The 14,049-nt window shown below is 67.5% G+C and carries 16 protein-coding genes and 1 pseudogene; 16 read left to right on the top strand and 1 reads right to left on the bottom strand.

Annotated elements, in window-relative coordinates:
- From ACLJPX_RS29110 to ACLJPX_RS29040, 15 genes and pseudogenes are all read left to right on the top strand, one after another.
- A pseudogene (locus ACLJPX_RS29110) lies at positions 1-122 on the top strand (dienelactone hydrolase family protein); the annotation flags it as partial.
- A gap of 69 nt (positions 123-191) precedes the next feature.
- Positions 192-842 carry an L-threonylcarbamoyladenylate synthase gene (locus ACLJPX_RS29105; protein ID WP_101610252.1) on the top strand — a complete coding sequence of 217 codons (651 nt, stop codon included), beginning with the start codon at positions 192-194 and terminating at the stop codon, positions 840-842.
- A gap of 85 nt (positions 843-927) precedes the next feature.
- The gene (locus ACLJPX_RS29100) at positions 928-2,079 is read left to right on the top strand and encodes a glycosyltransferase family 4 protein (protein ID WP_020631178.1); all 1,152 of its coding nucleotides are present in this window, start codon (positions 928-930) and stop codon (positions 2,077-2,079) included.
- 56 nt (positions 2,080-2,135) lie between these two features.
- Entirely contained in the window at positions 2,136-2,591 is a 456-nt protein-coding gene (locus tag ACLJPX_RS29095; protein WP_076162406.1) for a hypothetical protein, read from the top strand.
- A 379-nt stretch (positions 2,592-2,970) separates the two neighbouring features.
- Positions 2,971-3,768, top strand: a complete 798-nt coding sequence (gene atpB / locus ACLJPX_RS29090; protein WP_184894925.1) for a F0F1 ATP synthase subunit A — start codon at positions 2,971-2,973, stop codon at positions 3,766-3,768.
- A 61-nt stretch (positions 3,769-3,829) separates the two neighbouring features.
- A complete protein-coding gene (locus ACLJPX_RS29085) occupies positions 3,830-4,084 on the top strand; it encodes an ATP synthase C chain (protein WP_005150354.1) in 255 nt (84 codons plus the stop codon).
- A gap of 33 nt (positions 4,085-4,117) precedes the next feature.
- Entirely contained in the window at positions 4,118-4,675 is a 558-nt protein-coding gene (locus ACLJPX_RS29080) for a F0F1 ATP synthase subunit B (RefSeq protein WP_184894924.1), read from the top strand.
- A gap of 6 nt (positions 4,676-4,681) precedes the next feature.
- Positions 4,682-5,503 (top strand): F0F1 ATP synthase subunit delta, encoded by an 822-nt coding sequence (locus ACLJPX_RS29075; RefSeq protein WP_410603468.1) that lies wholly within the window; start codon positions 4,682-4,684, stop codon positions 5,501-5,503.
- A gap of 54 nt (positions 5,504-5,557) precedes the next feature.
- Positions 5,558-7,195: a F0F1 ATP synthase subunit alpha gene (atpA, locus tag ACLJPX_RS29070; protein WP_410603466.1), complete on the top strand. Its 1,638-nt coding sequence runs from the start codon at positions 5,558-5,560 to the stop codon at positions 7,193-7,195.
- An 11-nt stretch (positions 7,196-7,206) separates the two neighbouring features.
- On the top strand, positions 7,207-8,145 hold the full coding sequence (locus ACLJPX_RS29065; RefSeq protein WP_101610245.1) for a F0F1 ATP synthase subunit gamma: 939 nt from the start codon (positions 7,207-7,209) through the stop codon (positions 8,143-8,145).
- Positions 8,145-9,572 (top strand): F0F1 ATP synthase subunit beta, encoded by a 1,428-nt coding sequence (gene atpD, locus ACLJPX_RS29060; protein WP_378243541.1) that lies wholly within the window; start codon positions 8,145-8,147, stop codon positions 9,570-9,572. Before ACLJPX_RS29065 ends, atpD begins: the two co-directional genes overlap by 1 nt.
- 114 nt (positions 9,573-9,686) lie before the next feature.
- Positions 9,687-10,052 (top strand): F0F1 ATP synthase subunit epsilon, encoded by a 366-nt coding sequence (locus ACLJPX_RS29055; protein ID WP_007028324.1) that lies wholly within the window; start codon positions 9,687-9,689, stop codon positions 10,050-10,052.
- A 25-nt stretch (positions 10,053-10,077) separates the two neighbouring features.
- Positions 10,078-10,512, top strand: coding sequence for a DUF2550 domain-containing protein (locus ACLJPX_RS29050; protein WP_101610243.1), 435 nt, complete (start codon positions 10,078-10,080; stop codon positions 10,510-10,512).
- Positions 10,513-10,543: 31 nt separating this feature from the next.
- Positions 10,544-11,779: a 3-phosphoshikimate 1-carboxyvinyltransferase gene (aroA, locus tag ACLJPX_RS29045; RefSeq protein ID WP_410603463.1), complete on the top strand. Its 1,236-nt coding sequence runs from the start codon at positions 10,544-10,546 to the stop codon at positions 11,777-11,779.
- A 121-nt stretch (positions 11,780-11,900) separates the two neighbouring features.
- Positions 11,901-12,053 carry a hypothetical protein gene (locus ACLJPX_RS29040; RefSeq protein ID WP_233222982.1) on the top strand — a complete coding sequence of 51 codons (153 nt, stop codon included), beginning with the start codon at positions 11,901-11,903 and terminating at the stop codon, positions 12,051-12,053.
- A 79-nt stretch (positions 12,054-12,132) separates the two neighbouring features.
- Here the strand turns inward: ACLJPX_RS29040 and ACLJPX_RS29035 are convergent, their stop codons facing one another.
- Positions 12,133-12,705 (bottom strand): cob(I)yrinic acid a,c-diamide adenosyltransferase, encoded by a 573-nt coding sequence (locus ACLJPX_RS29035; RefSeq protein ID WP_410603461.1) that lies wholly within the window; start codon positions 12,703-12,705, stop codon positions 12,133-12,135.
- Between the two features lie 61 nt (positions 12,706-12,766).
- Between ACLJPX_RS29035 and murA the strand changes: the two genes are divergently transcribed.
- Complete coding sequence (gene murA, locus ACLJPX_RS29030) at positions 12,767-14,041, top strand: UDP-N-acetylglucosamine 1-carboxyvinyltransferase (protein ID WP_410603459.1); 1,275 nt, start codon at positions 12,767-12,769, stop codon at positions 14,039-14,041.
- The last annotated feature ends 8 nt before the right edge of the window (positions 14,042-14,049 follow it).

Below are 14,049 nucleotides of genomic sequence, written 5' to 3'. Positions count from 1 at the left end.
ACATCCACGAGGGCGCCGGGCACGCGTTCCACAACCATGTCGCGCCGATGTTCCACCAGCCGGAGCCTGCCGCGGCGGCCTGGGCGCTGACGCTGGAATTCCTGGGGCGCACCTTCCCGGCCTCGTGTGTGGTGAGGACGGTTAGAACCGTCCTCACCACTCACGAGAGGGCAGGACTACGCTCACCCGACATGAGCGCGGTGTACGACTGCAGCAAGCGTGAATCCCGGGCCGACGGGCTCGCCGCGGCGGCGAGCGCGGTGCGTTCCAGCCGCCTGGTGGTCCTCCCGACCGACACGGTCTACGGCATCGGCGCGGACGCCTTCGACAGCGGCGCCGTCCAGTCCCTCCTGCGGGCCAAGAACCGCGGCCCGGACATGCCGGTCGGCGTCCTGGTCGGCTCCTGGTCCACTGTGGACGGACTCGTGCTGGGCACGCCGCCGCAGGCCCGCGCGCTCATCGAGGCCTTCTGGCCCGGCGACCTCTCCATCGTCCTGCCGCACGCGCCGAGCCTGCAGTGGGACCTGGGCCAGTCACGCGGAACGGTGATGCTGCGCATGCCGCTGCACCCGGTCGCGCTGGAACTGCTCCGTGACGTCGGCCCGATGGCGGTCTCCAGCGCCAACGTCTCCGGTCAGCCGCCCGCCTCCACCGCGCAGGAAGCCGTCGACCAGCTCGGCGACAGCGTCGCGGTGTACCTCGACGGCGGATCCACCGGGGAACCCGTGCCGTCCTCGATGGTCGACCTCACCGGCGACGACCCGGTCATCCTGCGGGAGGGCGCGGTCAGCCGCGCCGCGATCGCGGAAGTACTGGGAGTGCCCGCGGAGTCGCTCGCCTAGTCCCCGGGGCTAGGACCGTCCGCCGCCGTATCCCCCTGGCGCGGTAGCGTGTTCGAGTGACTTGGACCTCGGCGGCGTAAGCACCATGCCTCCTACGCAAGGCCTCCCGATCCGGGAGTACATCCTCGTCGCCCTCACCGCGGCGGCCGTTACCTTCCTGCTCACCGGCGTGGTTCGCCGGGTGGCGATCCGGATCGGCGCGATCGCCAACCCACGGGCCCGCGACGTCCACGTCACGCCGATCCCCCGCATGGGCGGCATCGGCATCTTCCTCGGCGTGGCCGCCGCGATGGGGCTCGCGCACCAGCTGCCCGCGCTGAGCCGGGGCTTCGACTTCTCCTTCGACTCGCTGGGCGTCCTGCTCGCCGCGGGCGTGATCTCCCTGATCGGCGCGCTCGACGACCGGTTCGAGCTGGACGCCTGGACGAAGCTGGCCGGCCAGGTCATGTGCGCCGGGATCCTGGTGATCTTCGGCGTGCAGTGGGTGTCGTTCTGGGTGCCGTGGGGAGGCGGCGACGGCTCCTTCGGCCAGGTGCTCGTGCTGGACAAGAACCAGGGCGCGCTGCTGACCGTCGTGCTGGTGGTCGTCATGGTCAACGCGATGAACTTCGTCGACGGCCTCGACGGGCTCGCCGGCGGCCTCGGTTTCATCGCCGCCGCGGCGACGTGCTCGTTCTCCCTCGGCCTGCTCGACTCCTCGGGCGGTGACGTCGGCGCGTATCCGCCGGCCCTCATCGCCGCCACGCTCGCCGGGGCCTGTCTCGGCTTCCTGCCGTACAACTTCCAGCCCGCGAAGATCTTCATGGGCGACTCGGGGTCGATGATGATCGGCCTCATGCTGGCGGGCGCGACGACGTCCGCGTCGGGCCGCGTTCCCTACCCGCAGTTCAGCGGCAAGGACGCGCTCGCGCTGCTCTCGCCGCTCGTCGTGGTCGCCGCGGTGCTGTTCGTGCCGCTGCTCGACCTGATCATGGCGGTCATCCGCCGCACCCGCCGCGGCGAGAGCCCGTTCGCCGCGGACAAGATGCACCTGCACCACCGCCTGCTGGAGATCGGCCACTCGCAGCGCCGCGCGGTACTGCTCATCTACCTGTGGGCGGGCCTGCTCGCGTTCGGCGCCGTCTCGGTGACGTTGTTCGACGATGCCGCGGTTTTCTGGATTGTCGGATTCGGTTTCCTGCTCGCGACTCTGGTGTCGGTCATCCCGCGGCTGCGGTCGCGGAACCGAACCGCCTGAAAGACGGGATCGGCGCGGGCCTACACTGGACGGCTGAGACGACCAGGGAGTTTTCTGTGAGCGAGACCGAGAAGACCGTCGAGGCGGAGGAGAACCCCCACGCCAAGGTGGTTCTGCAGGCGGCCAACGCGATGATGAAGGCTTCCCTGAAGCTGGTTCCGCCGGCGGTGCTGATCTGCATCGTGGTGTTCACCATCCTCAAAGGACAGCCGGGCCTGCTCGGCTCGGCCATCGGCGGCGTGCTCGCCCTCGTGTCCGCCGTCGCGACGCTGGGCCTCATGCGCTTCAGCGCGGGCATGGACCCGATGTTCGTGATGGTGATCGCTCTCGGTGGCTACGTGCTCAAGCTCATCCTTCTTTTCGCGGCGCTGAGCGTGCTTCGCGGAGTGGACTCGATCCACCCGATGGCGCTGGGCGTCACCATGATCGTCGCGATCCTCGTGGCCGCCGCGGTGGAGTTCGCGGCGTTCCGCAAGACCAAGATCCCGACGATCATCCCCGCCTCCCACTGATTTCGGGACTCAGGTCCTGACCTGGGACGGGACCTAGGTCCTCGGCCGTTCAGGGGCAATGTAGTACGCCTGTACGGCCCGTCGGAACCTGCTGATATGGTCCGCGTATGGGCGGCGGCCTCGGCTGCCGGCTCCCGATGACGAACCCCGAACAGCAGTGTGGCGACGGTGTTGAATCGTCCCTCATTACCCGCTGGTAGGCGTCTGTCTCCCGGGAGCACTGCATCGAGAATCCTCGTGTGCGGAACGTGAAGCCGTGTTCAGCACATCGTGGGGTGGCCGCCTCCGACGGCCCGATACGTGTCGGGTACGTTAAGTCCAGATCGTGACGATTCCCCCGGCGGAGTGAACGCCGGCCGGGAGAACCGGAAGGAGCCCAGTGGGCGCGCTGGTACTAGCCGAGGGTGCGGAGTTCGCGCCGCCTGGCGTCAAAGACTTCAACCTGCCGCCGTTGTTCGGTTCCGGCTATTGGTTGAGCTTCACCAAGCCGATGCTGCTGGTGGTCATCTCCCTGATCATCCTCATCACCTACTTCATGGTGTCGTCGCGCCGGTTGAAGGTCGTCCCCGGCAAGGGACAGTTCATCGCCGAATCGATTTACAACTTCGGCCGCAACAACATCGCGCGGGAGCAGATCGGCTCTGCCGACTTCAAGCCGTTCATCCCGCTTGTGCTCGGTCTCTTCAGCTTCGTGCTGGTGAACAACCTCTTCGGGATCATCCCGTTCTTCCAGTTCCCCACGATGGCGCGAATCGGCTTCCCGGTCGCACTCGCGTTCCTTGTCGTTTACCCGGTGTATCACTACGTCGGGTTCAAGCGCCACGGTTTCAAGGGCTATCTGAAGAAGGAACTGGCCCCGGCGGGTATTCCCGGGTTCGTTCTGCCGCTGTACTCCACCATCGAGTTCGCGCAGAAGTTCTTCATCGCGCCGGCCACGCTGGCGATCCGAGTCTTCGCGGCGATGTTCGCCGGGCACCTGATCATCATGGTCTTCACGCTCGGTGGGAGCTTCCTGCTGACCGAAGGCGAAGGCCTCGTGAAAATCGCGTCTCCGGTGGCGTTCCTGTTCGCCATCGCGATGACCTTCCTGGAGGCATTCATCCAGGTCCTGCAGGCATTTATTTTCGCACTGCTGTCCGCAGGGTACATCGGCGCCGCACTGGCGTCGGAGCACTGAGAAACACCAAAAGCCCCCGATCCGCGTGAGTCGCGCGGACCGAGTTTGAAGGGAAACGCACGTGAGCAACATCGTTCTTGCGCAGCAGGCTGCCGAGGCCGTCAGCATCAACAAGGGTCTCGCCGCCATCGGTTACGGCCTCGGCGCGATCGGCCCCGGTATCGGTGTGGGTCTCATCTTCGCCGCCGTCATCAACGGCACCGCCCGTCAGCCGGAGGCCCAGGGCAAGCTGCAGAGCATCGCCTTCTCGACCTTCGTTCTGACCGAGGTGCTGGCGCTGATCGGTATCGTCATCTACTTCCTCGCCTCCGCCTAGGGCTGAGTTCCGCTCATCGCTTAAGGAGACGTTGTGCTGAAGACCGAATTGGTGTTGGCCGCCGAAGAGGTGCCCAACCCGATCGTGCCGCACGTTCCCGAGCTCATCCTCGGTTTCATCGCCTTCCTTCTGCTGCTGTTCGTTCTGAAGAAGTACGTCGTCCCTCGTTTCGAGACGGCATACGAGGAGCGCACCAAGCTGATCGAGGGTGGCATCGAGCGGGCCGAGAAGGCGCAGGCCGAAGCCGAAGAAAACCTTGCGCAGTACAAGGCGCAGCTGGCGGAAGCCCGTTCCGAGGCCGCGAAGATCCGCGACGACGCCCGGCTCGAAGCCGAGCAGATCAAGGCGGAACTGCGGGCCGAGGCGGAGTCCGAGTCCCAGCGCATCGTCGCCCAGGGCCAGGCTCAGCTGCAGGCCCAGAAGGCGCAGATCATCGCCGAGCTGCGCGCCGAACTCGGCCGTAACTCCATCGAGCTGGCCAGCCGCATCGTCGGCGAGTCGCTCGCGGACGACGCGCGCCGTCACGGCACCGTGGACCGGTTCCTTGCCGAGCTGGAGACCGCGGGTGCCTCCAACGGAGCGGGGAAGTAGACCAGAATGACGCTGCATGCTGCGAGCCGTGAAGCGCTCGACCTCGCCGAGAATCGTCTCGGCGAGGTTCTGGCCGCCGCGGGTACTGACCCGGCGACGGTCGGCGACGAGTTGCTTTCGGTCGTCACCCTGCTGGACCGGGAGATCGGCCTTCGCCGGGCCGTCGCCGACGGTTCGGCTTCGCCCGAAGCCCGGATCGGCCTCGCCCGCGGGATCCTCGCGGGCAAGGTTTCCGAACCGGCCCTGCAGGTGCTCGACTCCGTGGCGGGCAGCCGCTGGTCGAGCCCGCGCGAACTGACCGACGGGCTCGAGGCCCTCGGCCGCTCGGCGCTGCTCACCAGTGCGGAGAAGTCCGGGAACATCGACGCTGTCGAAGACCAGCTGTTCCGGGTCACCCGTATCGTTGCGGGCGCCCCGGAGCTCGAGCGGGCGCTGTCGGACCTGACAGCCCCTGCGGAGGCGAAGCGGACCCTCGTCCGCAACCTGTTCGCCGACAAGGTGGACGTGGTCACCGAGACCCTCGTCGAGCAGGTCGTCCTGCGCGCCAAGGGCCGCGGGGTCGCCAACGCCCTCGAGCGGCTGGTCCAGCTGGCCGCGGAACGCCGTGAACGCTCGGTCGCCCAGGTGACCAGCGCGAGCGCGCTGTCCGACGAGCAGCAGGCTCGGCTGAGCGAGAAGCTCAACGCCCTTTACGGGCGGCAGCTCGCGCTGCACGTCGAGGTCGACCCGTCACTGGGCGGCGGACTCGTCGTCCGCGTCGGTGACGAGGTCATCGACGGCAGCACCGCGGGGCACATCGACGCCCTGCGTCGCCGGCTGGCTAGCTGACCCATCAACAACGACTTTGCACACTGGCACGAACGAAGCGAGAGCGGGATTGAAATGGCGGAGCTGACGATCTCCTCGGATGAGATCCGTAGCGCGATCGAGAACTACGTCTCGAGTTACGCCCCGGACGTGAGCCGGGAAGAGGTCGGCGTCGTCGTCGACGCCGGTGACGGTATCGCCCACATCGAGGGTCTTCCCTCGGCGATGGCCAACGAGCTGCTCGAGTTCCCCGGCGGGGTCCTCGGCGTCGCGCTCAACCTGGACGCGCGCTCCATCGGTGCCGCGATCCTCGGTGACTTCGAGACCGTCGTCGAAGGCCAGCAGGTCAAGCGCACCGGCCAGGTCCTCTCGGTCCCGGTCGGCGAGGGCTACCTCGGCCGCGTGGTGAACCCGCTGGGCGCCCCGATCGACGGGCTCGGCGAGATCGAGACCACCGAGCGTCGCCCGCTGGAGGTCAAGGCCGCTTCGGTGGTCGAGCGCCAGCCGGTGGCCGAGCCGCTGCAGACCGGTATCACCGCGATCGACGCGATGACCCCGATCGGCCGTGGCCAGCGTCAGCTGATCATCGGTGACCGCAAGACCGGTAAGACGGCCGTCGCGGTGGACACGATCATCAACCAGAAGGCCAACTGGGAGACCGGCGACCCGAAGAAGCAGGTTCGCTGCATCTACGTCGCCGTCGGCCAGAAGGGCTCCACGATCGCGGCCGTGAAGAAGTCCCTCGAGGACGCCGGCGCGATGGAGTACACCACCATCGTCGCGGCCCCCGCGTCGGACTCCGCCGGCTTCAAGTGGATCGCGCCGTACACCGGTTCGGCCATCGGCCAGCACTGGATGTACGAGGGCAAGCACGTCCTCATCGTGTTCGACGACCTGACCAAGCAGGCCGACGCGTACCGCGCGATCTCGCTGCTGCTGCGTCGCCCGCCGGGCCGTGAAGCCTTCCCCGGCGACGTCTTCTACTTGCACTCCCGTCTCCTCGAGCGTTGCGCCAAGCTCTCGGACGAGCTGGGCGCGGGCTCGCTGACCGGTCTCCCGATCATCGAGACCAAGGCGAACGACGTGTCGGCCTACATCCCGACCAACGTCATTTCGATCACCGACGGTCAGTGCTTCTTCCAGTCGGACCTCTTCAACGCCGGTCAGCGCCCGGCCATCGACGTGGGTATCTCGGTTTCCCGCGTGGGTGGTGCCGCGCAGGTCAAGGCGATGAAGGACGTTTCGGGTTCGCTCCGGATCGACCTGTCGCAGTACCGCGAGCTGGAGGCCTTCGCGGCCTTCGCCTCGGACCTCGACGACGCGTCGAAGGCGCAGCTCGAGCGTGGTGCCCGCCTGTACGAGGTGCTCAAGCAGCCGCAGTACTCCCCGATCCCGGTCGAGGAGCAGGTCGTCACGGTGTACCTCGGCACGAACGGTCACTTCGACACGGTTCCGACCGAGGACGTGCGCCGCTTCCGCGACGAGTTCATCGACTCCGCGCGCCGCAAGCACGGAGAGCTCCTCAAGGACATCCGCGAGTCGGGCAAGTTCTCCAAGGAGACCGCTTCCGGGCTGGTCGACGCGGTGAACGAGTTCAAGAAGGAGTTCACCACCGCCGAGGGCAAGAGCCTGGTCGAGGTCTCCGACGCCATGGACGCCGAGAAGGTCGGGCAGGAGACCGTCAAGGTCAACAAGCCCGCACCGAAGAAGTGAGCTGGTAGCTCATGGCCGCACAACTCCGAGAACTCCGGTCGCGCATCAAGGCGACCAAGTCCATCGGCAAGATCACCAAGGCGATGGAGCTCATCGCCACCGCGCGCATCACCAAGGCGCGGGCGAAGGTCGCGGCGTCGCGCCCCTACGCGGACGAGATCACGAACGTGCTCTCCGCGCTGGCCAGCGCTTCGTCCAACCTCGACCACCCGCTTCTGGTCGAGCGCCCCAACGCGAAGCGCGCGGCGGTCCTCGTGATCACCAGCGACAAGGGCCAGTGCGGTGGGTACAACTCCAACGTGCTGAAGGCGACCGAGGAGCTCCTGACGCTGCTGCGCCAGCAGGGCAAGGAGCCGGTGCTGTACGTGACCGGCAACAAGGGCCTGAGCTACTACCGGTTCCGCGGCCGCGAGGTGACCGAAGGCTGGACGGGGTTCTCCGACCAGCCCGGTTACGTCAACGCCTCGACAGCCGGTGAGCTCATCGTCGAGTCGTTCCTGAACGGCGCCGACGACGAGGCGGGCAACGCCGACGGCATCCTGGGTGTCGACGAGATCCACGTCGTCTACACCGAGTTCGTCTCGATGCTCACCCAGCGTCCGACCGCCAAGCGCGTCGCGCCGCTCGAGGTCGAGTACACCGAGGGTGACGAAGAGAAGCCCGACAGCCTGCTCCCGAGCTACGAGTTCGAGCCCAGCGCCGAGAAGCTGCTCTCCGCTTTGCTGCCGAAGTACATCAACACGCGGATCTTCGCGGCGATGCTCGAGTCGGCCGCGTCCGAACTCGCCGCTCGCCGTACCGCGATGAAGGCGGCGTCGGACAACGCGAACGATCTGGTGAACACGCTGACGCGGGAGGCGAACCAGGCCCGCCAGGCGCAGATCACCCAGGAGATCTCCGAAATCGTCGGTGGCGCGAACGCGCTGACCGCAGCAGGAAGTGATGACTGATGACCAGTACTGAAACCCCGCGTGCCAAGGGGCGCATCGTCTCGGTGACCGGCCCGGTCGTCGACGTCGAGTTCCCGCGCGGTGCCGTTCCCGACCAGTTCAACGCGCTCAAGGTCGAAATCGAGTTCGAGCAGCTGCGCAAGACGGTGACCCTCGAGGTCGCCAGCCACCTCGGTGACAACCTCGTCCGCACCATCTCGCTCCAGCCGCAGGACGGCCTGGTGCGTGGCGCCGAGGTCACCAACACCGGTGGCCCCATCACCGTCCCGGTGGGCGACAAGGTCAAGGGCCACGTCTACAACGCGCTCGGCGAGTGCCTCGACGAGCCCGGCTACGGCGAGGACCTCGAGCGCTGGGGCATCCACCGCAACCCGCCTTCCTTCGACCAGCTCGAAGGCAAGACGAAGATGCTGGAGACCGGCCTCAAGGTCGTCGACCTGCTGACCCCGTACGTCGAGGGTGGCAAGATCGGCCTGTTCGGCGGTGCCGGCGTCGGCAAGACGGTGCTCATCAAGGAGATGATCACCCGTGTCGCCCGGAACTTCGGTGGTACCTCGGTGTTCGCCGGTGTCGGCGAGCGCACCCGTGAGGGCAACGACCTCTTCCTGGAGATGTCCGAGGACGGCGTCATCAACGACACCGCCCTCGTCTTCGGTCAGATGGACGAGCCGCCGGGCACCCGTATGCGGGTCGCGCTGTCCGCGCTGACCATGGCGGAGTACTTCCGCGATGTGCAGAACCAGGACGTGCTGCTCTTCATCGACAACATCTTCCGGTTCACCCAGGCCGGTTCCGAGGTGTCGACCCTGCTGGGCCGCATGCCTTCGGCCGTGGGTTACCAGCCGACGCTGGCCGACGAGATGGGTCAGCTCCAGGAGCGGATCACCTCGACCCGTGGTCGTTCGATCACCTCGATGCAGGCGATCTACGTCCCCGCGGACGACTACACCGACCCGGCCCCGGCCACGACGTTCGCCCACCTGGACGCCACCACGGAGCTTTCGCGTGGCGTGTTCCAGAAGGGCATCTTCCCGGCGGTGGACCCGCTGGCGTCGACGTCGACCATTCTCGACCCGGCCATCGTCGGTGAGGACCACTACCGCGTGGCCTCCGAGGTCATCCGGATCCTGCAGAAGTACAAGGAACTGCAGGACATCATCGCGATCCTCGGTATGGACGAGCTGTCGGAAGAAGACAAGCTGACCGTTCAGCGCGCGCGCCGCATCGAGCGGTTCCTGTCGCAGAACATGCTGGTCGCCGAGGCGTTCACGCAGATCCCGGGCTCGACCGTGCCGCTGTCGGAGACCATCGAGTCCTTCGACCGCATCACCAAGGGCGACTTCGACCACTACCCGGAGCAGGCGTTCCTGGGTATCGGTGGCCTCGAAGACCTCGAGAAGAAGTACAAGGAAATCACCAAGAAGTGATGTTCCGATGAGCGGCGGGATCAGTGTCTACTGTGGACGCTGGTCCCGCCGTTCGCATAGATGGAACCTTGACTATTACACTCGGTGGCAGCACCTGAGGTGAAGGGAAGCTACGTGGCTGAGATTTCTGTCGAGCTGGTAGCCGTCGAGCGCCGTCTCTGGTCCGGTACCGCCACGTTCGTGGTGGCCCAGACCACCGAGGGCGAGATCGGCATCATGGCCGGTCACGAGCCGGTTCTCGGCCAGCTCGTCGAGGGCGGCGTCGTGAAGGTGACGACCACGGACGGCGAGACCGTGACCGCCGCGGTGCACGGCGGCTTCCTGTCGGTCACCGCGACCGGCGTGAGCATCCTCGCCGAGAGCGCGGAACTTTCGCACGAGATCGACGTCGACGCGGCCAAGAAGGCGTTGAGCGGCGAAGACGAGCAAGAGCGGGCTAGGGCAACCGCCCAGCTCCGCGCGGCCGGTCAGTCGGTCTGACCGGGAATCGGGCAGGGGCCGGGCCGTGGAAATCGCCGTGGGTGTTCTCGGGGCCCTGACCATCCTGGCCGTTTTCGCGGCCTGGTATTCGTTGCGATGGGTCCGGATGCGCCGCGGTGGTGGCGTGAGCGTCGCGCTGCGGTGGCGTCCGGACGAGGCGCGGTCCAGCTGGCATCTCGGGCTGGGCCGCTACGAGGGTGACGAGTTCGTCTGGTTCCGGGTGTGGAGCCTGCGGACCGGCCCGGACCGGGTGTTCCAACGGGCGAGTATGGAGATCGCGGACCGGCGCGATCCCTCCGGCACGGAGGCGTACGCCGTCCCCGAAGGTTCGATCGTCCTGCGCTGTGAGTCGGCCACGCAGGAGGCGATCGAGATCGCGATGGGCCCCGGTGCCCTCACCGGCTTCCTCTCCTGGCTGGAGTCCGCTCCTCCGGGCAGGCGCCTCCCGCGCGCTTCCTGAATCGGTTCCGGAAACGCCGTATGCTCGCGGCGTGACCATCGTCGACATCCCCGGTTCGAAGTCGATCACCGCCCGAGGCCTGTTCCTCGCGGCCGCCGCCCACGGTGAGACCGTGCTGAGCAGGCCACTGAGTTCGGATGACTCCGAGGGCTTCGCCGAGGGCCTCCTCAAGCTCGGCTATCAGGTATCCCGCACTTCCGGTGAGTGGACCATCGAGGGCAGGCCAGAGGGTCCCGCCGTCGACAGCGCGGACGTCTTCTGCCGCGACGGTGCCACCACCGCGCGCTTCCTCCCCGCCCTGGCCGCAGCCGGCCACGGGACCTTCCGCTTCGACGCCTCCGAGCAGATGCGCGCCCGGCCGCTGGGGCCGCTCACCGACGCGCTGCTGGAACTGGGCGTCGACCTCACCTTCGAAGGCGAGCCGGGGCATCACCCGCTGGTGGTGCGGGCCGCCGGGATCAAGGGCGGGGACCTGACACTGGACGCGGGGCTGTCTTCGCAGTTCCTGACCGCGTTGCTGCTGGTCGGGCCGCTGACCACCGAGGGACTGCGGATCACCGTGACCGACCTCGTCTCGGTGCCCTACGTCGAGATCACCATCGCGATGATGCGGCGCTTCGGTGTCGAGGTCGTCCGGGACGGCGACACGTTCGTCGTGCCGCCCACGCCGTATCAGGCGTGCCGCTATGAGATCGAACCCGACGCTTCGACGTCGAGCTACTTCTTCGCGGCGGCGGCCTTGACCGGGCGGTCGGTGACCGTGCCGGGCCTTGGCGACGGCGCTCTGCAAGGGGATCTGGCCTTCGTCGAGGTCCTGCGGCAGATGGGCGCGGACGTCGAGGTCGGCCCGGACGCCGTCACCGTGACCGGAACGGGCGGGCTGCGCGGCGTCACGGTGAACATGCGCGACATCTCCGACACCGTGCCGACGCTCGCGGCCATCGCGCCGTTCGCGGACGGGCCGGTGCGGATCGAGGACGTCTACAACACGCGGATCAAGGAATGCGACCGGCTGGCGGCGTGCGAGGAGAACCTGCGCGCGATGGGCGTCCCGGTGGAGACCGGGCGGGACTGGATCGAGATCCGGCCTGCCACGCCTTCGGGGGCGCTCGTGCGGTGCCGGCGGGACCACCGGATCGCGATGGCGTTCAGTGTCACCGGGCTGCGGACGCCGGGGATCACGCTGGACGATCCGGGGTGCGTGAAGAAGACCTTTCCCGGGTTCCACGACGCTCTCGCTTCGCTTCGCGCCTCCTGGGGGCTGTGAGCTTTCCGCCGCAATTAGTCCTCTAGTTGCGGTGGGACTGGGGAAGCGAAGCGAACATGAGATCTTCACCGACCGGCATTTCTACCGGGCTGTGAACGTGATCCCCGTCTATTCTCGGCGTATGACTCAGAGCGAGGACACGAACCGCTGGAGCCACCTTCCCGAGTCCGTGTCCCTGGAGGACACGATCACGATGAAGGCGATCGACCCGGGCAAGGACGGCACGCCCGACGTCGACCTCGAGCGCTATTGGGCGACACGGGAACAGGGCTGACCGAAGCTGAAGGACGCTTTCCCCGCGTCAGACGTGGGGAAAGCGTCCTTCACAGTGTCTGACGTGGGGAAAGCGTCCTTCAGCTCGCGCCGCCGGGCTGCCACAGGATGTCGCCGTCCGGATTGGCCAGTCGCGACAGGATGAACAGCAGATCCGAAAGCCGGTTCAGGTACTTGATCGCCAGCTGATTGGTGGTGTCCTGTTCGGCCTCGAACAGCGCCCAGCCCGAGCGCTCGGCCCGCCGCGCGACGGTGCGCGCCTGGTGCAGGAACGCAGCCCCCGGGGTACCACCCGGCAGGATGAACGACGTCAGCTTCGGCACGCGCTCGTTGAACTCGTCGCACCAGCCTTCCAGCCGTTCGATGTACCGCTCGGTGATGCGCAGCGGCTCGTACGGCGGGTTCTCCACGATCGGCGCGCACAGATCCGCGCCGACGTCGAAGAGATCGTTCTGGATCCCACGCAGGACATCGGTGATTTCCCCGGAGAGACCGCCCATCGCGAGCGCGAGCCCGATGACGGAGTTGGCTTCGTCGACGTCGGCGTACGCGGCCAGCCGCGGCGACGTCTTCGGCACGCGGGAGCCGTCGCCGAGTGCCGTGGTGCCGTTGTCGCCGACCTTCGTGTAAACGCGGTTGATGCGAACGACCATGAAGCCGACTCTACCGGCCCGGCGTAAGGCAAATCCGGGCGAGAGGGCATGATTGGCGCCCATGAGCGAGCACTTCGACGTGCACGGCGGAGCACGGCTGGTCGGCGAGGTCGACGTGGTCGGAGCGAAGAACAGCGTCCTGAAACTGATGGCCGCGGCCCTGTTGGCCGAGGGCACGACGACCATCACGAACTGCCCCCAGATCCTGGACGTCCCGCTGATGGGCGACGTCCTGCGCAGTGTCGGCTGCGACGTCGTCATCGACGGCGACACCGCCAAGATCACCACTCCCGCCGAACTGTCCCACCGGGCCGATTCGGCCGCGATGGGCAAGCTGCGCGCGTCGGTCTGTGTGCTGGGCCCGCTGGTCGGACGGCTCAAGCAGGCCGTCGTGGCGCTGCCGGGCGGTGACGCCATCGGCTCCCGGCCGCTGGACATGCACCAGAACGGCCTGCGCAAGCTGGGCGCCACCAGCACCATCGAGCACGGCTGCGTCGTGGCGAAGGCCGACGGCCTGCGCGGCGCGCAGATCTGGCTGGACTTCCCGAGCGTCGGCGCCACCGAGAACATCCTGATGGCCGCCGTGCTGGCCGAGGGCACCACGGTCATCGACAACGCCGCGCGCGAGCCCGAGATCGTCGACATCTGCACGATGCTCATCGAGATGGGCGCGAAGGTCGAAGGCGCGGGCACCTCGACCCTCACCGTCGAGGGCGTCGAGAAGCTCAACCCCACCGAGCACCGCGTGATCGGCGACCGGATCGTCGGCGCGACCTGGGCGTTCGCCGCCGCGATGACCCGGGGCGACCTGACCGTCCGCGGCGTCAACCCGCACTACCTCGACCTGGTCCTCGACAAGCTCCGCCTGGCCGGCGCCGAGGTCGAGACGTTCGACGGCGAGGGTTTCCGGATCGTCCAGAACGAGCGCCCGAAGGCGGTCGACTGGGTGACGCTGCCGTACCCCGGCTTCGCGACCGACCTGCAGCCGTTCGCGGTGGCGCTGTCGGCGGTGTCCGAAGGCACCTCGATGATCACTGAGAACATCTACGAGGCCCGCTTCCGGTTCATCGAAGAGATGATGCGGCTCTCCGGCGACGCGCGCACCGACGGGCACCACGCCGTCGTCCGCGGCGTGGAGACGCTCTCCAGCGCGCCGGTGTGGGCGGCGGACATCCGCGCGGGCGCCGGGCTGGTGCTGGCCGGGCTGTGCGCGGACGGCGTCACCGAGGTCTGGGACGTCTTCCACATCGACCGCGGCTACCCGCATTTCGTCGAGAACCTGAACCGGCTCGGTGCCCGCATCGAGCGGGTCTCGGGCGAGCCCGAGCGGGCCTAGCAGCAATC

It is taken from the genome of Amycolatopsis sp. lyj-90 (assembly GCF_046549035.1).
In the GTDB taxonomy this organism is placed as follows: domain Bacteria; phylum Actinomycetota; class Actinomycetes; order Mycobacteriales; family Pseudonocardiaceae; genus Amycolatopsis.
The sequence above is the reverse complement of the archived record's forward strand: the minus strand, read 5'-3'. Positions and strand labels throughout refer to the sequence as shown.